Below are 22,489 nucleotides of genomic sequence, written 5' to 3' on the forward strand. Positions count from 1 at the left end.
CCCGGATAGGACCAGAGCATCCCGCCTTTGTTCCAGCGGAACGCCCCGTTCGAGCCGCCGGTCAGCGCGCCGGATGATCGCGCCAGTACCGCAGCGCCAGCCCGTGGCGAAGTCCGCGATGCGCCGCGCGAAGGGACGCGATGCCGGCGCGCCGCAGCACGGTTTCGAGGATCAGCACGCCGGCGGGAAACACGTCGGCCCGGCCGCGCATCACGGCCGGATTGAGCGCCAGCACCTCGTCGAGCGTCATCGCCAGCAACCGCTCGCGCCACGACCCGATGCGCGCGAGGTCGATGCGCGGCAGGGGATCCGGCAGATCGCTCCACGCCGTTGCGCCGGCTTCGACGAGCGCGAGCGAGGTCGTGGTGCCGGAGGCTCCGAGGAGCAAGGCATCGGATGGCACGGCCATGTCGGCCGAGGCCAGCTCCCGCTCAACCCATGCCGCCGCTTCGGCGACGGCGGCGGCCGGCGGGGGCTGTGTGGGGAAAAAGCGTTCGGTAAGCCGCACGGAGCCGACGTTGATGCTCGTGGCGTCGACGACCTGCCACACGCCGGCGCCGGCATCCCATTGCCCCAGCACGCGTTCGGTGGAGCCGCCGCCGATGTCGAGGGTTGCGACAGGGCCCGGCCGGGGGGGCACGCCGGACAGCGCGCCGTTGAAACTCCAGAGAGCTTCTTCTTCCCCGGAGATGATTTCATAGGTCAGGCCGGTCTCTTCGCGAACAAACCGGACGAGCTCGTCTCCGTTGCGGGCGTCCCGCGATGCGCTCGTCGCCGCCACCACGATGTCGGCCACGCTCCACTCATCCGCGATCGCCCTGAACGCGCGCAGCGCGTCGCGAAGACGCCCCATGGCTTCGGGCTGGATCATGCGGTTTTTGTCCACGCCGGCGCCCAGACGCACGAAGCGATCCTCGGTCGCGCAGACGCGCATCCCGCCGGGCGCGGGTTCGGCGATCAGCAGCAGCGCCGTGTTGGTGCCCACATCGACCGTCGCGACGCGGCGGGCCTGCGCATCGGGACTCATGCCACGCCCCCCCTGGCCAGATGCACCGCCCACCAGGTGTTCTCGCGCGCCTCGCCGGCCACCGTGAGGCCGTTTCGCGCCGCATGGTCCAGCATCTCGTCGCGATCCGTGAGCAGCAGCCCCGCCAGCGCGAGCGTTCCGCCCGGCTTCAGCCTGGCCGCGAGTTCCGGCATGTAGGCGATCAGTACGTTCTTGTTGATGTTCGCGAGCACCACGTCGAACCCCGTCTCGGGGATCACCTCCAACCCGCCGATACGCACCGCGATGGCGTCCGCCCCGCCGTTGTTCTGCACGTTTTCCTTCGCGTTCTCCTCGATCCAGGGGTCGTTGTCGAAGGCGATGACCTCCGCGGCGCCCAGCTTGAGGGCGGCGATGCCGAGGATGCCCGTTCCGGTGCCGGCGTCGAGCACGCGCATACCGGGGCGGATGAAGCTCGGCGCCATCCCCAGCACCAGGCGGGTGCTCTCGTGATGGCCGGTGCCGAAGCTCATTTTGGGGTCGATGACGAGTTCGATCGGATGGCGTTCGGAGGCCATCGGGGGATGCCAGGAGGCGCGCACGATAAACGGGCCGGCGGCCACGGGTTCGATGGACGCTTCCCAGGGGGTGTTCCAGTCCTGCTGCGGGATGCTGCGCTCTTCATGCGGCTGCGCGATGCCGGCGTCGCGCAGCCAGGCGGTGAGGTGCTCACGGGGGTCGTCACCCCAGGCCGTCGCCGGCACGTAGGCTTTCAGGCCGTCGCCATCGTCCTGCAGGAAGGCGACGAATCCGCGGGCGTCGAGTTCGGCGATGAGCCGTTCCTGCGTCTCGGCGGGCGCGGTAAACGACAGTTCGACGGTATCGCTGGGCGATGCCGTCGGGGGAATCGGGGTGGACAACAGGTCAGGGCGTTTCGTTGAGGCGGCTGATCACCATCCCCCACGCTTCGGGTGAAGCCGGAGGATCCTTGTCGAAATCGCCGAAGGCGTGGGTGCCGTCGGTTTCGAACTGCGCAATATAACGCCCGGCCTCAAGAATAATGTCCCCGTCGAACAAACGATTCGCGTTGCCGCCGCCGGCCGGAACCGTGTTGTCGCGGTTCATCGTCCAGACGACATCGCCCCCGCGCTCGGTCACGATGCGGCCGTAGTCGTAGAGGCCGCCGCTCAGCGAGATCTCGCCCATCGCCCGGATGTGCAGCACCGTCTTTTCGCTCAGCTCGAACGTCTCGGCGCGCTTCTCGTTGCTCCCGAGGGGGGCCATGGTGACGATGATGCTCCCCGGCATGGCGGGCATCGCGGCGATGGCCGGCACGGGGGGTACCGGCGCGATCGCGGGCGGCGGCGGCAGGGGCGACACGCTGGTGACGGGACCGGCCTCCTCCGCATAGTCGATGAGGCCGCGCATGGTAAACGATGCAGGCGGGCCGGACCGGAGTCCGAACAGGCTGATCCCCCAGCGTTCGGCGTGCGCCGGCCGTTCGCGGCGCCAGTCGCCATAGGCGTGGGCATAGTCCGACCGGTACACCATGGCGTACAACCCGGGATCGAGCCGGATGACGTCGAATTGTTCGCGGTTGTCGTCGCTCCCGCCGGCGTTCGCGCTCGCCGCGTAGTCCATCTCCCATACCGCCGTCGACGGATCGGGGGCGTCGTCGCGCTCCTCGCGTCGCGTCACCACCTCGGTGGGCGAAACACGCTCGATCCACCCGAAATCATAGCGCCCCTCGGGGGTCATCTCGCCCATGCCGTACACGAAGAAAACGGAGGGCTCTTCCACCGTGAAAAGAACCGAGCGGAAGACATCGTTCCCCACGCGATCGATGGAGGCGAGGGGGATCCCGTCCTGCCAGGGGTCGATGGCGCGGAAGGCGAGTTTGTCCGCCGGGCGGGCGGCGGAAAGCGTCATGCCCCAGCTCGTCGGATCGTACGGCGGGTTGGCGAGCCAGGCATCGTAGGCGTGGGTCCGATCCGTCCGGAAGGAAGCCCGGTAGACGCCCGGCTGCAACGCCAGGGTTTCGACGGCTTCGCGATTCTCCGGTGCGCCGCCCGCCGGCCGGGTGCGGTCGAGCGCCATCGTCCAGATCATCTCGCCCGTGCCCAGGTTTTCGATCGAGCCGGCGTCGTTGGGTTCGCTGGTGATTTCGCCCGTCGCGTGAATCCGAACGGTCGCGGGCTCCTCGATGCGGAAGGTATGGCTGCGAAATTCGCCGTTCCCGACGGACGTGGCCGACCAGATCACGTCATCCCGCGTCCGGGGCGGCAGGTCGTCGAGGTCGACTTCGTTGGCGGTGTTCTCCTTGGGGCCGACGCCCGTAACGACCACCTGCCAGCGGCGGGCGTCGTCCTGCCAGCGCTGGCGGGCGTTGATGAGCCGGCCAAAAAGGGTGCTGGGCGTGGAGGAGACGCTGGCTCCGGATAACAGTCCGCCGTAGGCCGCGAAATACACCTCATACGCGCCGGTGGGCAGCATCAGCGAGTCTTCGCTTTCGGCGAGGAGCCCGCGTCCGAGCGTGGTGTTGCGGTCGGGGTCCATGTGCCACACCGGCTCGCGGGTGGTATGGTCGAGGATCCAGGCCTGGGCCGCGAGCTGCGGCGTATCGCCGGCCCGATGATCGAAGGCGCCGACGGCGTGGATATGCAGTTTCGTGGGCGTTTCGAGCACGAAGGCGCGCTCCTGGATTTCGTTCGGCTCAAGCCGGTCCATCACCACGAGACCGTCCGGCGAAGGAGGCCCGGAGACCACGCGAACGAGGAGCAAGACCGTGATCCCGGCCAACGCGAGAAGTTGTAAACGAACGACTGATTTCTTTTCCATGTACGGTAGCGTAGCTCCGGGCGGACAAGTGCTTGCTCATGCTACGAGGCATTTCGCGCTAAGTTACCGAAATCCCCGTCTTTTTAGAGCCGGCGTCGCGGGGCCGGCGCGCTTCGCCGGCGGGGTACCGAATCCGCGCCGGAATCCGTAGCTTGCGTGATGCCGTCATTCCCTCGATTGTAACAAATCGATGACTGCGCAGTACGATGAAGGGTTTCAAAAAACTCGCTCACGGCCTGCGACTTCCTCTCCGACGCCAGGCGTCCGACATGCCCGTTCCACTCTTAGCCAAGGCGGTTGACAGTACACGCTGGTCGACGATGGATTCGCGGGCCGGCCGCACCGTACTCCTCGTGGTCGGCGCCGTGAGCGTCGTGTTCGGGTTCGTATACCACCTGCTGGCGATGCAGGCCGGCGCGCCGCCTTCCGTTTTTCTGCAGGTGCTCTACAACGTGCTCGTCATCGTCGGCTACGGGGCGATCGGGTTGTTGTTGGCGATACGCTTCCAGCGCCGAAACGCCACGCCGGCGCGGGTATTCTGGACCATCCTTTTCTTCGGCCTGATTTTTATCGCGGTGTCCAGTTACGTGACCTCCATCGGCCGGGAGGTGGATGAGGAGCTGCTGGATCTTTACGAAGCGGAAGGGGAATTCGACTATTACACCGGGGTCCCGCGCGTCCTGCTGACGGTGATCAAGATCAATGTCCTGAGCCTGCTCGGGTCGGTGTTCGCCTTCTACGTGCTGCTGCGCATCGGCAGCCTGGTGCTGTTCAAGCGGACGAAAGTCAGCCAGCGTAACTGGCAGCTGATGCTGACGCTCTTCCTGATCACGGCCGTGACGGCGTTCATGAAGTCGCCCCAGTCCGACCCCAGCATCTACCAGCTGGTTGCGCTCGTGCCGGCCATCGGCTTCATGGTGGTCAACTCGTTCCGGGCATCCTGGATCGTGTACATGACCTTCCAGGAGAAGCTGATCAGCATCGCCCTCTCGCTCGTGCTGCTCGTGCTGCTCTTCGTGGGCGTCGGCTTTACCAATTTCGACAACCCCCTGCCCTTCCTGGCCGACATGCGGGTGTACATGTTGTATTACAACTATGTGCTCTACCTGTTTGTCATGCTCGTATTCGGCTTCGGGGTGATGTACTGCACGGCCTCGCTGCTCCTGCTGCTTTTCCATCTGCCGACGACGGGCGACTTCCAGCGGCGCACGCACGAGCGGGTGGTGATGCAGTCGCTCACGAACCTCGTCACGCAGGCGTTCGACCCCGAGAAGCTCTATTCGAGCGTCGCCTCGTCGCCCGTCGAAGCCGGCACGGCCGACACCGGCTGGCTCGCCCTGGCCGACCCGAAGACCGGCTCGCTCCACCCCGAAATCGCGGCATCCTACAACATCACGCCGCAGCGGGTGACCCGGCTGATGGATGTGGATGCCCTGTACAGCGAGCTGAGCGCGACCCGGACCTCGCTCTACCTCGAACAGGCGTCGACCGACCACCGGCTGAATGTGCGCCCCGGAGACGGGTTCAGCAGCCTGCTCGCCGTGCCGCTGATGGCGCGCGAGGAGATGCTGGGCGCGCTGTTCGTGACGAAGGAGGTGGCCCACGGCTTCGAGAAGGACGACATCGAATCGATCCACATGTTTGCGGCGCAGGCCGCGCTGGCGCTCGACAACGCCCGCCTCTTCCGGGAGCAGGTCGAAAAGGAACGCCTCGCCCGCGAGCTGGACATCGCCCGCGAGGTGCAGCGCAAGCTCTTACCGCAACGCCTGCCGCTCTACCGCGGGCTGTCGCTCTGCGCGTCGAACGTGTCCGCCGAGCGCGTGGGCGGCGACTTTTACGACTTCTTCGAGCTCGACGAACACCGGCTCTGCGTCATCATCGGCGACGTGTCCGGCAAGGGGACGTCGGCGGCGTTTTTCATGGCGGTGATGCAGGGGATTTTCCAGTCGGTCAGCCGGCTCGCGCCCCGCCCGGTGGATTTCCTGCGGCACGCAAATGCGGCCCTGGGGCATACGCTGGACAAAAACGTCTTTATCTCGCTGATCTACGGCATTCTGGATACGCAGCGGGAAGAGTTCGTGATGGCGCGCGCCGGACACAACCCGATGGCCACCATCAACCTGCACGGCGACACCCGCCTCGTGCGTCCGGACGGCATCGGGCTCGGCCTGGATCGCAGCGGGGTCTTCGAAAAGTCGCTCGAAGAGATTACTATCCCTCTGAAACCGGGCGACGCGTTCGTATTGTACACCGACGGCGTCGTCGAGAGCCGGAACATGCAGGGCGACGAATACGGCTACGAACGCCTCCTCGAAGCGATGCGCCGGCATCGCGCCGAGGAGGCCGCCGGCATCCACGACGCCCTGTTGACCGATTTGCAAACCTTTATCGGGTCCAAAGCCTACGACGACGACATGACCCTCGTGGTCATGAAATGGCACGGGATCGATCTCCCAACGGCGGGCGATGCGGCCCAGTCGAGGCCGGCGTCGTTGAAGCCGGCGTGAGATCCCGGGCCGCGACGGCGCGAGCCACCCTATTCGAAGCAACGAGAAGACACACAAAACAATGAGTAATTTTTCTGTCGGCTTCCGCTCCAACACCTCGATTGAGGTCCTCGACCTCAATGGCGAGCTGGATGCCCACACGGCTTCCGAACTCGAAGCAGCCATCCAGAAATGCAAAGACGAACAGGCGTATCGCATCGTGGTGAACGGCGCCAACCTGCAGTATATCTCGAGCGCAGGTCTCGGCGTCTTCATGGCGTACATCGAAGAGCTGCGCGCCAAGGGCGGCGACATCAAGATCGCCGCGCTCCAGCCCAAAGTGTATAACGTGTTCGACCTCCTCGGCTTTCCGATGCTGTTCGACATTGTGGAGACCGAAGACGAAGCGATCGCAAAATTCAACCACTCCTGACGCTCCAGACCACCATCTGCCCCATGCGACCGGCCAACCTATCCATGTAAATCCGTGGCTCGCTCAACCTACCATCTTTCCATTCCAAGCTCGACGCGCTATCTCGAGAAAGTGCGCCGGTTCGTGGAAACCCATACCATAGCGGCCGGCTTCTCGACGGAGTCCGTCGAGCAATTCAAGGTGGCGGTAGACGAAGCGTGCACCAACGTGATCAAACATGCCTACAGCGGCGACGAATCCCGCGTCCTCGACATCAGCGTGATCCTCGACAGCGCCAAATGCACGATCCGCATCCGGGACGACGGCTACTCCTTCAAACCCTCTGAATACGTCGAGCCCAACATCTTCGAGCTGGCAAAAAAACGCCACGCCGGCGGCTTCGGCGTCCACATCATGCGCCGGCTGATGGACCGTGTGGAATACGACTACGATGGACGCATCAACGAAGTGAGGCTCATCAAATACCTCAACAAGGACGCCGCGCAGAACGGGAAAAAATAAGAGCGTCCCTCCCTGCCCCTCGCCTCAAACGATGCCCTTGTAGAGCGACACGATGCCCAGCGTGAGCGGGCGCGCGGCGACGGCGGTGAAGCCGGCTTCCCGCAATTCGGTCAGAAACGCTTCACCCGAGGGAAACGCCGCGATTGAATCCGGGAGGTACTTGTAGGCGCCGCTGTCCTTGGAAATGGCGCCGCCGATGCGCGGCAGCAGGACGCGGGTATAGAACTGGTAGACCTGCTTCACGGGAAAAGCGGTCGGCTGACTGAATTCGAGCACGACCAGCGCCCCGCCCGGCTTCAGCACGCGCCGGATATCCTTCAGGCCGGCGCCCAGATCCTCGAAGTTGCGCACCCCGAAAGCGACGAGCGCGCCGTCGAACTGGTTGTCCGAGAACGGAAGCCGCTCGGCATCCCCGCGCTGGAGGGTAATCTGATCTTCGCAGCCGAGTTGCGCGATCTTCTGGCGACCGATATGGAGCATCTGCTCCGAAATATCCACCCCCACGATCTTTTCCGGCCCGATCGCGCGGGCTTCGATCGCGAGATCCGCGGTGCCGGTGGCGACGTCGAGGATGCGCCGCGGCTGGTGCTCCCCGAGCCAGGCGACCGCCTTCTTGCGCCACCGCTGATCGATGCCGGCGCTGAGTACCCGGTTCAAGAGGTCGTACCGGGGCGCGATGGCGTCGAACATCGCCTCGACATGCTGCTTCTTGCCTTCTACTTCTCCGACGGGCGGGTAATGCTTCATGATCTACCGTTGGCGCTCAACTGATCAGCTGCGTGAGCTTGAGCAATTCGTAATCGATGTTCTTCTTGCGGCTCCAGACGTTCCGCATGGGGGTCAGCTTCACTTCGTTGTTGACAATACCCACCATGACGTTGGAATGCCCTTCCAGGAGGGCTTCGACGGCGTGGGACCCCAGCAGGCTGGCCAGCACGCGGTCCCGCGCGTTGGGCGAACCGCCGCGCTGGGTGTGCCCGAGGATGCATACCCGCAGATCGATCGCGTCGAAGGCCGGATCGGCCTTGAGCATCTCGGCGATGCGGGTGGCTCCGCCAAACTCCTCGCCTTCGGCCACGATGACGATGGAGGATCGCATCTGGGCGGACATGAGCGAGAAGATCCGGTCCTTGACCGAGTCCATGTCGGTCAGCGTCTCCGGGATCAGCACCAGCTCGGCCCCTCCTCCGATCGCGCAGTTGAGGGCGATGAAGCCGGCATCCCGCCCCATCACTTCGACGATAAAGAGCCGGTCGTGTGCGTCCGCCGTGTCGCGGATGCGGTCGATGTTCTCGATCGCCGTGTTCAGGGCGGTATCGTACCCGATCGTCTCGTCGGTGCCAAAGAGGTCGTTATCGATCGTCCCGGGGCATCCCACCGTCGGAACGCCGTGCTCCTCGAAGAACAGCGCGGCGCCGCGGAGGGTGCCGTCGCCGCCGATCCCGACCATGCCGTCGATGCCGGCCTCGCGCAGCTTCTGGGCCGCGATCTGCCGCCCCTCCTTGGTCCGGAAGGCCTCCGAGCGCGCGCTTTTGAGGATCGTGCCGCCCATCTGGAGGATGTGCGATACGGAGCGGCCGTCCATTTCGACGAAGTCGCCATCGATCATGCCGGCATAGCCGCGCCGGATGCCGATGACCTCGAGGTCGTGAGCGAGGGCCGTGCGGACGACCGCGCGCAGGCACGCGTTCATCCCCGGCGCATCGCCACCGCTCGTGTACACGCCGATCCGTTTGATATCTTCCATCGGTTTCCCGGAACGTGGGAGTGGGTAGGTTCGCAGGACAGGTTTACCTGGGCCTGGCAACCACTATTCCGATCTGCCGCTTATTGTTCTCCACATACGATTGAAGATCCGGCGAAACCGTCACGCCGGCGGAGGTCGACGCATGCAGCAATCCGATGCGCCCGTCGCCGAACGCGTACACCAGGCCGGTATGCGACACATCCAGCCCCTCGATGTCGGTCGCGAGCGCGAGGATGTCGCCGGCCTGCAGCCGGCCGTACACGGTGCGGATGCGATCCTGCGGGATGTAGAACAGGCGCAGTCCCTCCAGATCCCGCTCGATCGTTTGCAGCTCGCCGAACAGGCTGTCGTTTTTTGCCAGCAGCGGGTAGCTCTGGCGGTGCTGGCTCATGAAGTTCAGCGTTTTTTCGAGCGGCACGCCCCCGAGCTGCTCGGTCATCGGCTGGACGATGCCGCGCTCGGCATTGTCCGCGATCCACTCGGAAAAATAATGGAGCCGGCTGCAGTACCCGTTCAAGCGGCCGTCACGGTACCGCTGCTCGGTCAGGTGGCGGGCGAACGTGGGATAGTCGTACGCGCCCTCGCGGACGCCCCGCGCCATAGCGAGCATCGACTCGACGAAGGTCACGCAATCAAATCCCATAAACCCCACGACGAGCGTTTCCTCTTCGTTGCGGTCCAGCGTACCGGCCTCGTACGGCGTCTCCTTCAGCGATTCGCCCAGCGCCTGCATGATCTCCCCGATCGGACGGCCAGACAGGTCGTTCGTTCGGGCGAAAGCCATGGTCTCCGCGAACCGTCGCGCGGTGGCGCTGTCGGGCGGCGCCGGCGCGGCCACGACGGCGTTCACCGGTTCCATGGGGGGAGCGGCCTCGGGTTCGGGCCGGCAGCCTGCCGCGACCAGGGCGAGTGCGCCGGCGGCGGCGAACATCGCGTTACGAATACGTGCCGTTCGCATAAATTTGGGTGGTCCAGGGTTTGGGACGGATGCGCAGCGCCTGCTTGAGGCGCTCCTCATACGCATCACGCGGGATTTCGATCACGCCGAATTGCGCCAGATGCGACGTCGTGAACTGGGTGTCCAGCAGGGTGTACCCGAGCCGCCGGAGGGCCTCGACCAGATGCACGAGCGCGACCTTCGAGGCGTCGCGCACGCGGTGAAACATCGATTCGCCAAAAAACGCCCCGCCGAGCGCCACGCCATACAGCCCGCCGGCCAGCTCGCCATCCAGCCAGCACTCGACGCTGTGCGCGAACCCGAAACGGTGCAGCGCCGTGTAGGCCTCCACGATCTCGTCCGAAATCCACGTGGCCGGCCGATCGGAGCAGGCCCGCATCACCCCCTCGAAGTCGCGATCGGTCACCACCTCGAAACGCTGCCGGCGGACGACCTTCATGAGGTTTTTCGACGCGCGAAACCCGTCCAGCGGGAGGATGGCGCGCGGATCGGGCGCATACCAGTAGATGGCGCCGCCCTCCCGGTCGTCCGCCATCGGGAAGACGCCCATCGCATAAGCGCGAAGCAACAATTCCGGCGTCAGTTCGGTATCCATGGCCCGGCGCGATCAGGTCGACTGCGTAACGCTCAAACCTACGTCCCGGGCCGTGCAAAGTTCATCCGTCAGACCTCGGGAAACGCCCATGCAGGGAGTTCGATACCACGTCCAGTTGGGCGAATCCACCTACGAGATCGTGCTCGGCGAGGGCGCGGCCACGATCGATGGCCGGCCGGTCGACCTGTCCATCGAGGTGACACCCGGCGGCTACTCGCTGATCGTGGACGGGCAGAGTTACCGCATCCAGGGCGAGGCCGACGAACACGGGGGAGTGCGGTTCATGGCGAACGGCGTCGCGTTCTCGGCGACGGCGCGGGACGACCGCGCGATGCTCCTCGACCAGTACGGCGCCGGCGACGGCGCGCGCCACGAGGAAACGGAGGTACGCGCCCCGATGCCCGGTCTCGTGGTCAAGATCCTGGTGGAGACCGGCGTGGCCGTGCGCAAGGGCGACGGACTCGTCATCCTCGAGGCGATGAAGATGGAAAACGAACTCCGCGCGCCGCAGGACGGGACGATACACCGGATCCATGTGGCCGGCGGCGAGGCCGTCCAGAAAAGCCAGATCCTGATCGAACTCGGGTGAACGCGGCGGTCAGTTGACGCGCTTCGCCGTATACGTGCCGCCGCCCATGTGGAACGTGACCCCGGTCGGGCGCCCCTCCGCATCCAGGTCGAATACGAACTCACCGCCGGTCTTGTCGAGCGCAAACGTGGTGAGCGAGTGGGGCGTCAGATTGAGCTTGCGGCCGTTGACGGCGCCGTAAAGGTGGTCCCCTTCCTTGCCGATCTCGTAGCTGTTGCCGGTGCCCTGGTAGGTGCCCAGGTAGCGCGCGATCACCGCATCCGGAAACGCGACGGCGCGGCCCTGGAAGGGCTGGTCGATCTTGACGGCGGACTCATCCAGCTCGCGCAGCCAGATATTCCGGTAGAGCACCGGGTTGCCGTGGTCCTGGAATGCCAGCGGCAGCCGGTCCGGCCCGGCCGTGTAGAGCTTGTTTTCGAGCCACTCCGTCGGGCCCCAGACCTCCACATTGTCCTGGATGAGCACGTTGTTGTGCATGACGGTGATCCGCGCCGGCGCCATCAGTTCGCCCTTGCTGTTGAAGCGCGGCCGGCGAAACACGATGTCGTAGCTCTGCCATTCGCCCGGAGGCCGCGTCACGTTGGCGAGCGGCGGATACTGGCCGTAGATCGCGCCGGCCTGCCCGTCGGGGTAGGTATCGTTCTGGTAGGAATCGAGCACCTGGACCTCATAGAGCCCCATCAGGAAGACGCCGCTGTTGCCGCGGCCCTGGCTCGTCCCCCGCGCCGGCACCGGCGCCGCCCACTCGACGTGGAGCTGGATGTCGCCAAATCCCTGTTTGGTGCGGATGTAGCCGGCGCCCGGGACGGCTTCCATGTTGCCGTTCTTGATGATCCACTTCGTCGGGGTGCCGTCCATCGCCTGCCAGTTGTCCATCGACGTGCCATCGAAGAGGACGACGGCGTCGGAGGGCGGCGCGACGGGCAGATTCTGCACCGGCGGCGTCACGACCGGTGGGCGCGGCCGGCTGAAGTCGTGGGCGCGCCAGCGAGGCTGGGCGAGGAGGGTAGCCGGCGCGAACAGCGCGCACAGAAAAAAGGCGAATGCGAACGAAGAACGGATGCGAAGCATGGCGGGTGACCGGATTCCAGAAACAAAAAGCCGGGGCGTTAACCGCCGGCCGCGCTAAAATCCGTAAAAAAGACGTGAGATAAAAGAGTCCTCGCGGATCGCCCAGCGCAATCGCATGCTCTTCAAACGTGAGCGTCTCCCGGTCTGAGAGTATGGGAGTCTGGGGGGATGGGAGGTTTTGCGGTAAAAAATGCCCCCATGCACCCAAACGCCTATGCGCTTCTCACTGCCACGGCGAGGATGCGATTGCCCGGCCGGATCGCCACGAATCAGGCTCTTGCTGAAAATTTTTAGACAGAGCCTATCCTGCACGCGATATAGGCTACGACGCTACGGGATCTAGACCGCCATTTTGAGCGGGTAGTCGGCCTCGACGACGCCGTTCGCCATGTCCTTCAGCCGGCGCTTGAGCAGCCGGCGACGAAGCTACTGATGAGATCGACGAAGAGCACGCCGTCCAGGTGGTCGTACTCGTGCTGCACCACCCGCGCGAGCAGGCCATCGGCCTCGATCTCGCGATCCACGAAGTCGCGGTCCTTGGCACCGGATGCGCACCCATTCCGGGCGCGCGCCACATATTCGCGGAGGTCGGGGATCGACGGGCGGCCTTCCTCGAACTCGACTTCCTCCTCGCTTTCCTCCACGATCTCGGGTTGATAAACACAGGGGGCCGCGCGGCTGGTCGGCATCTTCTTCATCGTCGTCATCCAGCATGGGCGTCAGGTCGACCACAAACAGCCGGAATTCCAGCACGCCGGCCTACCTGAGGCGGCCAGGCCGATTCCCGAGGCGCCACGCATCGTCTCGACCATGTCGTCGATCAGTTTGCTGCAACGCATCCGAATTTTCAGCGACAGGGCTCGGTAGAAATTCCGGAGTTCCTCCGATCCGTAGACGTAAATCGGCAAAATCATAAGGCGGGCATGGGAGTACGTTCCTGGAGAGGTCCGGCAGGATTCCTGAACGGTTCAACGATCAACAGGCAGGGTTCGGGGGCCGAGGGCTCGAACCGTGGGCATGCACCCTGGGGCGGCAATCCGGCTCGTCTCGCCTCGCGGCGTTCGCGCTTCCGGGCTACGCCCGCCCCATGACCGCGTCCTCCGCGGGTCGGGTTCGCGGTCTTCGCCCTTATCAAAGATCGTCCTGTTCCCGAGGTAATCCTGGAGGATTATGGCGGCGGCGGCGGCGTCGATGCGTTCTTTTCGCCGCGTTTTCCGGCCCGCACCAGCGTCGATCAAGCGCTTCCACGGCGCGGCGCGGGCTCGAGCCGCTCGTCGACTTTCCCAGGATGGGCACCTTGCGGAGCCGTTTGGCCACGCGGTTGATGTATTGCTGAACCCGTTCCGTCGCGGCCTCCTCCCTTCCGGCGTCGGCAACCCATCAGCAGGCAGGCGATGCCCATCTCGCGATGGATGGTCTCGAGTTCGATGACGGCCTGATCCGGCGATGTAGGTTCCGTAGGGTCTCGCGATGATGTGCAACGGATCCAGCGATGGCGATGCCAAACGCGCCCGGGTACCGTAATCCACGGCCACAATCCGCGGCGGATCCGGTAATCATGGCGTGGCCGGCTACCGCCCGTTGCGGGAAACGACCGCGACGTCTTCGCTGGCATCGGCGCTCCCGTCAGGAATGTCGTACTGCTTCTTCAAGGGCAGGATCTTCTTGAGCCGCTTGCTGGGCTTGAAATGCGTTTTCCGCCGGCTGGGGATGAACACCGTCTCGTTGGTCTTGGGGTTGCGCGCTTTAGGCTTTGCTTTGGTACGCTTGACCTCGAAAACGCCGAAGTCGCGCAATTCGATACGCACCTCGGGATCGGCTTCGACCATCAACTCGGCCAGGGCCTGGATCACCGCACCAACCCAGGGTTCGCTCTTGTAGATCGGCTCGTCCATGAGGTCGGAGACCTTCCGAGCGACATCTTTCTTGGTGAGCGTCTTGATGCGATCCTCCATTCCGGCATTACTCGTTTGTGGCTAGTCGCATGGAAAGTAATCACTTACACGAAAGAATGCCAGCAAAAAATCTCCCGCGGATCGAGCGGTGACGCCGGCTATTTTTCGAAGCGGTACACGCCGTGGATGCTCTGCACACGGCGGATACGTTCCATCAGTCGTTTGAGGTGTTCGAGGTCGCTCACGCTCAGCACGATGGTCCCGGTAAACACGCCATCCTCGGTGTCGACGGTGATCGACCGGATGTTGGTTTTCAGGTTTTTCGAAATGACCGTCGTGATGTCGCTGAGGATGCCCACGCGGTCCTCGCCCACGATACGGAGGGCGGCGACGAACTCGACATCCTTCTGCCGGCTCCACTCGACCTGCATGATGCGGTCCGGGTGGTTGATGAGCAGGTAGGGCGAGTTCTTGCAGTTGACGCGGTGGATCTTGATGCTTCCGTTTTTACTCAGATAGCCGTACACCTCGTCCCCCGGGATGGGATTGCAGCAGCCGGCATACGTGGTCACGATGTCGGTGTGCAGTTCGCCGTCGATCAGGAGGGCCGGCGAACCGGTCGACTTCGCGACGTCGAGGAAGGAGTCGTACTGGAGCTGGGCCGCCTTGTCCTGCGTCTCCAGTTCTTCCTCTTCGGCCTGCGCTTCGGTTTTGGTCAGGATCGAGCGGATGAGATCGCCCGGGTCGAAGAGGCCGGCGCCGATCTCATAAAACATGTGCTGCGGACTCGGAAACCGGAGCCGGGTCGCGTGCCGCTGCAATTCGCGGTCATCCATCTGCAGGTGCGCGCGTTTGAGCTTCCGTTTCCAGATCGCCTGGCCGGCCTCCACCGTCTGCCGGCGCTGCTCGTTGATCCAGTGCCGTATCCGGCTGCGCGCCTTGTGGGTGACGACGAACTTGATCCAGTCCGGCCTCGGCGTTTGTTTCTTCGAGGTGATGATCTCGACCTGGTCGCCGCTGGCCAGCTCGTGGGAGAGCGGCACCATCTTGCCGTTCACTTTCGCGCCGATGCAATGGTAGCCGACCTCGGTGTGCACCTGGAAGGCAAAATCCACCGGCGTGGCCCCCCGCGGCAGGTTCAGCAGCGATCCTTTCGGGGTGAAGACATAGATCTCCTCGTCGTACAGGTTGAGCCGGAATTCCTGCACGAACTCGGTCGCCTGCTCCGGGCGCGGGTTTTCGAGGAGGTCGCGGACCCACGAGAGCCATTTGTCCATGTGGACGTCCGCGTGCTCGAACCCTTCCTTGTATTTCCAGTGAGCGGCGAGGCCGCGCTCGGCCACTTCGTGCATCTCCTGGGTTCGGATCTGGACCTCCACCCGCCGGCCTCGGGGGCCGAGCACCGTCGTATGGAGGCTCTGGTACCCGTTCGACTTCGGCACGGAGATGAAATCCCGAAAGCGTTCGGGCAGCGGGCGATAGAGATCCGTGATGATCGAATACACCCGCCAGCAATCCTCCTTGCCCTTGCGCCCGGTGCTCTTGAGCACGATCCGGATCGCGAACAGGTCGTAGATCTCGTTGAGCGGCTTATCCTGCTGCCGCATCTTGCGGTAGATGGAGAAGATGCGCTTGGGCCGGCCGTAAATCTCGAGGTCGAACCCCTCCTTCACGAGCCGTTCCTTGAGCGGTTCGATGAACGAGGCCACATAGGCCTCCCGCTCCCGCTTCGTGGCGCTCAGGCCGCGCGCGATTTCCGTATACGCCTCCCGCTCCAGCGCCTTGAGCGACAGGTCTTCCAATTCGCCCTTGATGGCGAAGAGGCCGAAGCGGTGCGCGAGCGGCGCGTACAGTTCGAGCGTTTCGCTGGCAATCTTGAGCTGCTTTTTCTTCGCCAGCGAACTGAGCGTCCGCATGTTGTGCAGGCGATCGGCGAACTTGACGAGGATGACGCGGATGTCCGAAGCCATGGAGAGCATGAGCTTGCGGACGTTCTCGGCCTGTCCGGTCTCTCTGGACGAGAAGACGTCGGAGATCTTGGTCAGGCCGTCGATGATGAGCGCCATCGTCGGCCCGAACTCCTGGCGGATGTAGTCGAGCGAAAACTCCGTATCCTCGACGACGTCGTGCAGCAGGGCCGCCGCGACGCTGACATCGTCGAACCCGATCTCCTGGGCCACGATCAGGGCGACCTCGAGGGGATGGCTGATATACTTTTCCCCGGACGCGCGGACGTCGTTCCGATGAGCCCAGTATCCGAGCTTGAAGGCGCGCTCGATCAGGTCCTCGTCGACGCTTTTCAGGTTCGCGCGACAACTCTTGAGTAACTCCAGCAGCTTTTCCTGGTACTCCGGTTCGACGCGCAGGTCGGCGCTTTTAAGTATCGTTGAGGCCTGAATCATAGGCGTTTAAATATGCGATTCAGGGACGGTTCCGCAGCGCCCCGACCTGCGGCATGGAAAAAGAGATGCCTGATGCCCGGGCGCCCCCCGCCGGCGGCCCTGGGGGCATAAAAAAAGGCGCCCCCGGATAAGGGGGGCGCCTCGTACTTCCTGACGGAGCAGGACTATTCTTCCGCGCCTTCTTCCGGCTCGGCGGCCTGCTTGGGCGCGGCCTTGGCTTTCTTCGGCGCGCCTTCCGGCTTTGCGGTGGTAGCAGCGCTGCTTCCGCCGCGGCGGGTGCGCTTGCGACCCGTCTTCGCCGTCGTCGTTTCGGCCTGGCTGACGTTGTAGTCGACCAGCTCGATCACGGCGAGTTCAGCGGAGTCGCCGGCGCGCTGGCCCAGCTTCACGATGCGGGTATACCCACCGGGGCGCTCCATGACCTTCCCGCGGATCTCGCCGAACAGCTCCTTCACCGCTTCCTTGTTCTGCAAGGTGCGGAAGACCTGACGCCGGTTGTGCATCGAGTCGTCCTTGGAGCGGTTGATGATCGGCTCGACGTACATACGCAGGGCGCGCGCCTTGGTGAGCGTCGTCTTGATGCGCTTGTGCGTGATCAACGCGTTCGAGAGCGCAGTCAGCGTCGCCTTACGGTGGGAGTGCGTGCGCCCGAGCTTGAAACCTTTATTCTGGTGTCTCATGACTTCGACTAAGATGACGACCGCCGGCGCATGGGCCGTGGCAAGTCGTTAGGATCGTTAGGTCTGCCGGCCGTAGCCCGCTCAATCGTGGAGATACTTATCGACGTCCATCCCGAAATGCAGGCCGCGTTCTTCGAGAACCTGCATCAGCTCCTGGAGCGACTTGCGGCCGAAGTTGCGGAATTTCAGCATTTCAGGCTCGTCGCGGCGTACCAGGTCGCCGATGTTCTTGATGTTCGCCGCCTTGAGGCAGTTGTGCGCGCGGACGGAGAGATCGAGTTCATCCACGGACTGCGAGAGCAGCTCGCGAATGCGCTGCACCTCGGCGTCGACTTCCTTCTCGGCCACCGTGGGCTGGGAGGGTTCGTCGATCTTGAGGAACAGCGCGATGTGGTCGCGCATGATCAGCGCCGCATGGTGCAGCGCCTCATCCGGCGCGATCGAGCCATCGGTCGTGATCTCGAGGATCAGGCGCTCGTAATCGATCCGCTGCCCGACGCGCGTCGGCTTGACGGTGTACTTGACGTTGCGGATGGGGGTGAAGATCGAGTCGATCGCAATCACACCGATCGGATCGTCGGCCTGCTTGTTCTCGTCGGACGGCACATAGCCCAGACCGCGGCCCATGCGCAGTTCGACCGATACTTCAGCGCCTTCCGAAAGCGTCGCGATGTGGAAGTCCGGATTGAGGACTTCGTACGCGCTGGTCGCCTTCCCGATATCGCGGGCCGTCCATTCGCCCGGACCCTTGAGCATCAGGTGGATATTGCTATCCGCCGTATCGAGCGCTTTGAAGCGCACGCCCTTCAGGTTCAGGATGATATCCGACACGTCCTCGATGACACCCGGTATCGTCGAAAACTCGTGCTGCACCCCATCAATCTTGATCGCCGTGACCGCCGCACCCTGGAGCGAAGACAGCAGCACGCGGCGAAGCGCGTTGCCGATCGTAACCCCGTAGCCCCGTTCCAATGGCTGGACCACGAAGACTCCGTAGGTTTCCGTTACTTCCTCCGGCTGAACGCCATCCGGCATCTGAATCGCGTAAGTGCTCATATTGGATAATGCTGTTCTAATGTTCGATGCCCCGACCGTGCGGGATTCAGGAGGAGGGTTGCCCGACGCATAAACCCAATGGGGCCCTCCTTCAGAGCGCTGTTACTTCGAATAGAGCTCTACGATGAGCTGCTCGCGAATATTCTCGGGGATGTCGGTGCGGGCCGGGAATTCGAGAAACTTGCCTTGCAGTTTCTGCCGGTCGACCTCGAGCCAGGGGAACGTACGCCGGTTCCGCTTGGCGGCTTCGCGAATCGATTCCACGTTTTTGCTGCGCGGACGGATGGCGACGATATCGCCGGCGCGAAGCTGATACGACGGAATGTTCACGACCCGTTCGTTGACCAGGATGTGGCAGTGCGTCACGAACTGACGCGCCTGCCGGCGGGTCATGGCGAACCCGAGACGGTATACCGTGTTGTCGAGACGGGCCTCCAGGAATTTGAGGAGGTTCTCGCCGGTGACGCCCTTTTTACGCGCCGCCTTCTCGAACAGATTTCTGAACTGACGCTCCAGCAGGCCGTAGGTGTGTTTGGCCTTCTGCTTCTCTTTCAACTGGATCGCGTACTCGCTCTCTTTCGTACGGCGGGTGCGTCCATGTTGCCCGGGGGGGTACGGTTTCTTTTCGAGCGACTTGCTGGGACCGAACAGCGGCTCACGAAAACGCCGCGCGATCTTCTGTTTTGGGCCTCTATAACGGGCCATATAGGTTTACCTCGTTTGTTATGGTAAGTACAAACGTACGACAGCTCCCCTCAGGAGCTGCCGCAACCGGTAGCTTACACCCAATAACGGTCGACGGTCTGACGAATCAGACGCGACGGCGCTTGGGCGGCCGGCAGCCATTGTGCGGAATGGGCGTTACGTCGCGGATGGTAGCGATTTCGAGACCGACCCCGGCCAGCGCGCGAATCGCGGATTCGCGGCCCGAACCAGGACCCTTCACGAACACTTCCACCCGACGCAACCCCAGATCGTATGCTTCCTTCGCCGCCGTGCTCGAAGCAACCTGCGCGGCGTAGGGAGTATTCTTGCGGCTTCCCTTGAAGCCCATCTTGCCCGAGCTGGCCCAGGAAATGGCATTGCCATACTGGTCCGTCAACGTCACCTGCACGTTGTTGAAGGTGGCCTTGATGTGCGCCTGGCCATTGGCTTCGACGACAACCTTCTTCTTGCGTACGGCGCGTCCGGCGCCTTTCTGTTTCTTCGACATAATGCTGTTCTACAGGATGCTCGGAGATTATTTGCGCGGTGCCTTCTTCTTGCCGGCCACCGTACGTTTACGGCCCTTCCGCGTACGGGCGTTCGTCTTCGTCCGCTGACCGCGCACAGGCAAACCCTTGCGATGACGCAACCCGCGATAGCACCCGATGTCCATCAAGCGCTTGATGTTCATCTGCACTTCCGTGCGCAGCTGGCCTTCGACTTGGTATTCGTCTTCCAGCAACTGACGGATGTGACGCGTCTGGTCTTCAGTCCATTCGCTCGGGTGCGTGTCGCGGTCGAGACCAACGCGCTCGAGAATTTCGCAGGCACGGGAACGACCGATCCCGAAAATGGACGTCAGCGCGATCTCGCCTCGCTTGTCGTTCGGTACGTCAACTCCAGAAATACGTGGCATAGGTTACCAGCTAAAAATGCGCATCGAGCAGGGGGCTTCAGCCCTGACGCTGCTTGTGCTTCGGGTTCTTCTTGTTGATGATGTAAATGCGTCCTTTGCGGCGGACGATCTTGTCGTCGGCGCTCCGCTTTTTGACACTGGCCTGGACTTTCATGGATTACCTGATTCGGTTTTTCAGCAAATACGATCGATTTAGCAGACACGCCTAAACGTGCCCGGCGGAAAAAAGTTCTGCGAACAGAACCCGCCGCCTGAACGGCCATCGCTTACTTATAGCGGTAAACAATGCGTCCTTTGGACAAATCGTAGGGTGACAGCTCGATCTTCACCCGATCGCCCGGTAAAATCTTGATGAAGTGCATCCGCATCTTCCCCGAAAGCAGCCCGAGAATCTCATGACCGTTTTCGAGGCGAACGCGAAACTGCGCGTTCGGCAGCGCTTCAACCACTTCGCCGTCCTGTTCTATGGCATTCTGCTTAGCCATTTGTGAACTCGATAGTATAGGGTGCTTCGACTACCGCCTCGATATACGAGAACGTGCTCAATACGTCGGCCTCTCCGCGCTGAACGACCACCATGTGCTCGTAGTGCGCGGACGGTGATGCATCGTCGGTCACGATCGTCCAGCCATCCGGCCGCGTGGTCACCTCATACGTCCCTGCATTGATCATCGGCTCGATGCAGATCGTCATTCCTTCCTTCAGCTTTCGCCCGGTCCCCCGCCGGCCATAATTCGGCACCTGGGGGTCTTCGTGCAGTTGCCGGCCGATGCCATGCCCGACCAGATCCCGCACGACTCCGTACCCGTGGGACTCGCAATGCGTCTGCACCGCGCTCGAGATATCCCCGATCCGATGCCCCACCGTCGAAACCTCGATCGCCTTGATGAGCGAATCGTACGTCACGCGGCACAGCTGCAGCTTCTCGGCCGGCACCTCGCCCACCGCAAACGTGTAGGCGCTGTCCCCGAAATACCCGTTCAGCCGCACCCCGCAATCCACCGAGATCAGATCGCCTTCCTGCAACGCATAGTCGCCCGGAATGCCATGCACAACCTCTTCGTTCACCGAGATACACAGCGTCGCCGGAAACGAGCGTGGACCGACGCGGTAGCCCTTGAACGCCGGCTTGCCGTTGTTGCCGGCGATATACGCCTCGGCTACGGCATCCAGCGCCGCCGTCGTCACACCCGGCCGAATATGCCCGGCGACCTCCGCGAGCGTCTTGCTGACCAGCGTGGCGCTGGCTCGCATCGCTTCGATTTCCTGTATGTTCTTGAGGTGAACCATCGGAACAGAGACCGCCGGCGCCGTATTACCGGGCGCGACCGCGAACGCGGCCCGTTTTCATGAAGCCGTCGTAGTGGCGCATGAGCAGGTGGCTCTCGATCTGCTGGAGCGTATCCAGCGTGACCTGAACCAGAATCAGAAGGCTCGTACCGCCATAAAACAGCGCAAACTGCTGGGTGACGCCGGCGCGCATCGCCAGGGCCGGAAGAATCGCGATCAACCCGAGAAACACGGCGCCCGGGAAGGTGATGCGCGTCAGAATGTTGTCGATGAACTCGCTCGTCTGCTTGCCCGGCCGGATGCCCGGGACAAAGCCGCCCTGCCGTTTCATCGTGTCCGACATTTCCTTCGGGTTCACGGCGATGGCCGTGTAGAAGTACGTAAAGAACACGCAGATCAGGAAGAACACGATCGAGTAGCTCAGGCTGGAAATATCGCTGAACCAGGTGCCGAACTGCTGCATGAACGGGCTCGTCGGGAAGAACTGCGCGATGGTCGCCGGCACGAACATGATCGACTGCGCGAAGATGATCGGCATGACGCCCGCCGCGTTGATGCGGATCGGCAGGTACTGCGTGGTCCCGCCGTACACCTTCCGCCCCACCACGCGCTTCGCGTACTGCACCGGCACGCGTCGCGTACCCTGCGAAATCAGCACGATGAACGCGACGATGAGGACCAGCACCGCGATCTCGATCAGGAACACGAAGAAGTTGGGCGACAGGTCGAACTCGTTGAACAGCGCGACGGGCAGGTGCGAGATGATGCCGATCATGATGATCAGGGAGATCCCGTTCCCGATGCCGGCTTCCGTAATCCGCTCACCCAGCCACATCACGAACACCGTCCCGGCCGTCAGCACGATGATGGTGCTGAACATGAACAGGGTCTGGTTCGCGACGATGGCCTGGCCGGTGGCCCCGTACCGCAGGTTGATGACATACCCGATAGCCTGGATGGCCGTGATCAGGATGGTCGCGTACCGCGTGTACTGCGTGATCTTGCGGCGTCCTTCCTCGCCCTCGCGCTGCATCTTCTGGATGGCCGGCGATACCGCGCCGAGCAGCTGGAAAATGATCGATGCCGTGATGTACGGCATGATGCCCAGCGCGAAGATGCCGGCCTGGCTGAACGCGCCGCCCACGAACAGATCGAGAAACCCGAACAGGTCGTTCGTCGAATTCTGTTCGTTGACCGCCGCCAGAACGCTCGCGTCGACGCCCGGAAGCGTGACCTGGGCGCCCAGTCGATAGACCAGGAGCAGGCTGAGGGTGTAGACGATCCGCTGACGCAGTTCGTCTACTTTCCAGATGTTACGGATACTCTCGGCAAATCCTGCCAT

At 63.3% G+C, this 22,489-nt stretch carries 22 protein-coding genes and 2 pseudogenes; 4 read left to right on the plus strand and 20 right to left on the minus strand.

Annotation, left to right across the window (positions count from 1 at the left end):
- Positions 1-61 precede the first annotated feature (61 nt).
- From R2834_04760 to R2834_04770, 3 genes are read right to left on the minus strand one after another with little or no spacing between them, the layout of a single operon-like run.
- Positions 62-1,027, minus strand: coding sequence for an exopolyphosphatase (locus R2834_04760; GenBank protein ID MEZ4699619.1), 966 nt, complete (start codon positions 1,025-1,027; stop codon positions 62-64).
- On the minus strand, positions 1,024-1,905 hold the full coding sequence (prmA, locus tag R2834_04765; GenBank protein MEZ4699620.1) for a 50S ribosomal protein L11 methyltransferase: 882 nt from the start codon (positions 1,903-1,905) through the stop codon (positions 1,024-1,026). Before prmA ends, R2834_04760 begins: the two co-directional genes overlap by 4 nt.
- Before the next feature lie 4 nt (positions 1,906-1,909).
- Positions 1,910-3,823 carry a hypothetical protein gene (locus R2834_04770; GenBank protein ID MEZ4699621.1) on the minus strand — a complete coding sequence of 638 codons (1,914 nt, stop codon included), beginning with the start codon at positions 3,821-3,823 and terminating at the stop codon, positions 1,910-1,912.
- A gap of 269 nt (positions 3,824-4,092) precedes the next feature.
- Between R2834_04770 and R2834_04775 the strand changes: the two genes are divergently transcribed.
- From R2834_04775 to R2834_04785, 3 genes are all read left to right on the plus strand, one after another.
- Positions 4,093-6,330, plus strand: coding sequence for a GAF domain-containing SpoIIE family protein phosphatase (locus R2834_04775; protein ID MEZ4699622.1), 2,238 nt, complete (start codon positions 4,093-4,095; stop codon positions 6,328-6,330).
- Between the two features lie 61 nt (positions 6,331-6,391).
- Positions 6,392-6,742, plus strand: coding sequence for an STAS domain-containing protein (locus tag R2834_04780; protein MEZ4699623.1), 351 nt, complete (start codon positions 6,392-6,394; stop codon positions 6,740-6,742).
- A gap of 54 nt (positions 6,743-6,796) precedes the next feature.
- The gene (locus tag R2834_04785; protein MEZ4699624.1) at positions 6,797-7,243 is read left to right on the plus strand and encodes an ATP-binding protein; all 447 of its coding nucleotides are present in this window, start codon (positions 6,797-6,799) and stop codon (positions 7,241-7,243) included.
- A gap of 24 nt (positions 7,244-7,267) precedes the next feature.
- Here R2834_04785 and ubiE read toward each other — a convergent pair whose 3' ends face one another.
- The 4 genes from ubiE to aat are packed head-to-tail and all read right to left on the minus strand — an operon-like array spanning position 7,268 to position 10,543.
- Positions 7,268-7,990, minus strand: coding sequence for a bifunctional demethylmenaquinone methyltransferase/2-methoxy-6-polyprenyl-1,4-benzoquinol methylase UbiE (gene ubiE, locus R2834_04790; protein ID MEZ4699625.1), 723 nt, complete (start codon positions 7,988-7,990; stop codon positions 7,268-7,270).
- Between the two features lie 16 nt (positions 7,991-8,006).
- Positions 8,007-8,990 (minus strand): 6-phosphofructokinase, encoded by a 984-nt coding sequence (gene pfkA / locus R2834_04795; GenBank protein ID MEZ4699626.1) that lies wholly within the window; start codon positions 8,988-8,990, stop codon positions 8,007-8,009.
- A gap of 43 nt (positions 8,991-9,033) precedes the next feature.
- The gene (locus tag R2834_04800; GenBank protein ID MEZ4699627.1) at positions 9,034-9,948 is read right to left on the minus strand and encodes a DUF1460 domain-containing protein; all 915 of its coding nucleotides are present in this window, start codon (positions 9,946-9,948) and stop codon (positions 9,034-9,036) included.
- Positions 9,926-10,543, minus strand: a complete 618-nt coding sequence (gene aat / locus R2834_04805) for a leucyl/phenylalanyl-tRNA--protein transferase (protein MEZ4699628.1) — start codon at positions 10,541-10,543, stop codon at positions 9,926-9,928. The genes R2834_04800 and aat overlap by 23 nt, the downstream gene beginning before the upstream one ends.
- Before the next feature lie 88 nt (positions 10,544-10,631).
- Between aat and R2834_04810 the strand changes: the two genes are divergently transcribed.
- Positions 10,632-11,132: a biotin/lipoyl-containing protein gene (locus tag R2834_04810; protein MEZ4699629.1), complete on the plus strand. Its 501-nt coding sequence runs from the start codon at positions 10,632-10,634 to the stop codon at positions 11,130-11,132.
- Between the two features lie 9 nt (positions 11,133-11,141).
- Here the strand turns inward: R2834_04810 and R2834_04815 are convergent, their stop codons facing one another.
- From R2834_04815 to secY, 13 genes and pseudogenes are all read right to left on the minus strand, one after another.
- Positions 11,142-12,203: a DUF1080 domain-containing protein gene (locus R2834_04815; GenBank protein MEZ4699630.1), complete on the minus strand. Its 1,062-nt coding sequence runs from the start codon at positions 12,201-12,203 to the stop codon at positions 11,142-11,144.
- A 395-nt stretch (positions 12,204-12,598) separates the two neighbouring features.
- Positions 12,599-13,117 (minus strand): annotated as a pseudogene (locus R2834_04820) (peptide deformylase).
- A 657-nt stretch (positions 13,118-13,774) separates the two neighbouring features.
- Complete coding sequence (locus R2834_04825) at positions 13,775-14,158, minus strand: HU family DNA-binding protein (GenBank protein MEZ4699631.1); 384 nt, start codon at positions 14,156-14,158, stop codon at positions 13,775-13,777.
- A 98-nt stretch (positions 14,159-14,256) separates the two neighbouring features.
- Entirely contained in the window at positions 14,257-16,500 is a 2,244-nt protein-coding gene (locus R2834_04830; protein ID MEZ4699632.1) for a bifunctional (p)ppGpp synthetase/guanosine-3',5'-bis(diphosphate) 3'-pyrophosphohydrolase, read from the minus strand.
- Between the two features lie 329 nt (positions 16,501-16,829).
- Positions 16,830-17,180: pseudogene (gene rplQ, locus R2834_04835) on the minus strand (50S ribosomal protein L17).
- A gap of 81 nt (positions 17,181-17,261) precedes the next feature.
- On the minus strand, positions 17,262-18,236 hold the full coding sequence (locus tag R2834_04840; protein MEZ4699633.1) for a DNA-directed RNA polymerase subunit alpha: 975 nt from the start codon (positions 18,234-18,236) through the stop codon (positions 17,262-17,264).
- A 102-nt stretch (positions 18,237-18,338) separates the two neighbouring features.
- Positions 18,339-18,941, minus strand: a complete 603-nt coding sequence (rpsD, locus tag R2834_04845; protein MEZ4699634.1) for a 30S ribosomal protein S4 — start codon at positions 18,939-18,941, stop codon at positions 18,339-18,341.
- Between the two features lie 106 nt (positions 18,942-19,047).
- Positions 19,048-19,449 carry a 30S ribosomal protein S11 gene (gene rpsK / locus R2834_04850; GenBank protein ID MEZ4699635.1) on the minus strand — a complete coding sequence of 134 codons (402 nt, stop codon included), beginning with the start codon at positions 19,447-19,449 and terminating at the stop codon, positions 19,048-19,050.
- A 27-nt stretch (positions 19,450-19,476) separates the two neighbouring features.
- Complete coding sequence (gene rpsM / locus R2834_04855) at positions 19,477-19,857, minus strand: 30S ribosomal protein S13 (protein ID MEZ4699636.1); 381 nt, start codon at positions 19,855-19,857, stop codon at positions 19,477-19,479.
- Between the two features lie 37 nt (positions 19,858-19,894).
- A complete protein-coding gene (gene rpmJ / locus R2834_04860; GenBank protein MEZ4699637.1) occupies positions 19,895-20,011 on the minus strand; it encodes a 50S ribosomal protein L36 in 117 nt (38 codons plus the stop codon).
- Between the two features lie 112 nt (positions 20,012-20,123).
- Complete coding sequence (infA, locus tag R2834_04865) at positions 20,124-20,342, minus strand: translation initiation factor IF-1 (GenBank protein MEZ4699638.1); 219 nt, start codon at positions 20,340-20,342, stop codon at positions 20,124-20,126.
- Complete coding sequence (map, locus tag R2834_04870) at positions 20,335-21,147, minus strand: type I methionyl aminopeptidase (protein ID MEZ4699639.1); 813 nt, start codon at positions 21,145-21,147, stop codon at positions 20,335-20,337. Before map ends, infA begins: the two co-directional genes overlap by 8 nt.
- A gap of 25 nt (positions 21,148-21,172) precedes the next feature.
- Positions 21,173-22,489: a preprotein translocase subunit SecY gene (gene secY / locus R2834_04875; protein MEZ4699640.1), complete on the minus strand. Its 1,317-nt coding sequence runs from the start codon at positions 22,487-22,489 to the stop codon at positions 21,173-21,175.

Source organism: Rhodothermales bacterium (assembly GCA_041391505.1).
GTDB lineage: Bacteria > Bacteroidota > Rhodothermia > Rhodothermales > JAHQVL01 > JAWKNW01.

Excerpts from the sequence above, each read along its gene's own strand:
- R2834_04760 (MEZ4699619.1), bottom strand. The coding sequence starts at position 1,027 with ATGAGTCCCGATGCGCAGGCCCGCCGCGTCGCGACGGTCGATGTGGGC.
- R2834_04770 (MEZ4699621.1), bottom strand. The coding sequence starts at position 3,823 with ATGGAAAAGAAATCAGTCGTTCGTTTACAACTTCTCGCGTTGGCCGGG.
- R2834_04775 (MEZ4699622.1), top strand. The coding sequence starts at position 4,093 with ATGCCCGTTCCACTCTTAGCCAAGGCGGTTGACAGTACACGCTGGTCG.
- R2834_04780 (MEZ4699623.1), top strand. The coding sequence starts at position 6,392 with ATGAGTAATTTTTCTGTCGGCTTCCGCTCCAACACCTCGATTGAGGTC.
- ubiE (MEZ4699625.1), bottom strand. The coding sequence starts at position 7,990 with ATGAAGCATTACCCGCCCGTCGGAGAAGTAGAAGGCAAGAAGCAGCAT.
- pfkA (MEZ4699626.1), bottom strand. The coding sequence starts at position 8,990 with ATGGAAGATATCAAACGGATCGGCGTGTACACGAGCGGTGGCGATGCG.
- R2834_04800 (MEZ4699627.1), bottom strand. The coding sequence starts at position 9,948 with ATGCGAACGGCACGTATTCGTAACGCGATGTTCGCCGCCGCCGGCGCA.
- aat (MEZ4699628.1), bottom strand. The coding sequence starts at position 10,543 with ATGGATACCGAACTGACGCCGGAATTGTTGCTTCGCGCTTATGCGATG.
- R2834_04810 (MEZ4699629.1), top strand. The coding sequence starts at position 10,632 with ATGCAGGGAGTTCGATACCACGTCCAGTTGGGCGAATCCACCTACGAG.
- R2834_04815 (MEZ4699630.1), bottom strand. The coding sequence starts at position 12,203 with ATGCTTCGCATCCGTTCTTCGTTCGCATTCGCCTTTTTTCTGTGCGCG.
- R2834_04825 (MEZ4699631.1), bottom strand. The coding sequence starts at position 14,158 with ATGGAGGATCGCATCAAGACGCTCACCAAGAAAGATGTCGCTCGGAAG.
- R2834_04830 (MEZ4699632.1), bottom strand. The coding sequence starts at position 16,500 with ATGATTCAGGCCTCAACGATACTTAAAAGCGCCGACCTGCGCGTCGAA.
- R2834_04840 (MEZ4699633.1), bottom strand. The coding sequence starts at position 18,236 with ATGAGCACTTACGCGATTCAGATGCCGGATGGCGTTCAGCCGGAGGAA.
- rpsD (MEZ4699634.1), bottom strand. The coding sequence starts at position 18,941 with ATGGCCCGTTATAGAGGCCCAAAACAGAAGATCGCGCGGCGTTTTCGT.
- rpsK (MEZ4699635.1), bottom strand. The coding sequence starts at position 19,449 with ATGTCGAAGAAACAGAAAGGCGCCGGACGCGCCGTACGCAAGAAGAAG.
- rpsM (MEZ4699636.1), bottom strand. The coding sequence starts at position 19,857 with ATGCCACGTATTTCTGGAGTTGACGTACCGAACGACAAGCGAGGCGAG.
- rpmJ (MEZ4699637.1), bottom strand. The coding sequence starts at position 20,011 with ATGAAAGTCCAGGCCAGTGTCAAAAAGCGGAGCGCCGACGACAAGATC.
- infA (MEZ4699638.1), bottom strand. The coding sequence starts at position 20,342 with ATGGCTAAGCAGAATGCCATAGAACAGGACGGCGAAGTGGTTGAAGCG.
- map (MEZ4699639.1), bottom strand. The coding sequence starts at position 21,147 with ATGGTTCACCTCAAGAACATACAGGAAATCGAAGCGATGCGAGCCAGC.
- secY (MEZ4699640.1), bottom strand. The coding sequence starts at position 22,489 with ATGGCAGGATTTGCCGAGAGTATCCGTAACATCTGGAAAGTAGACGAA.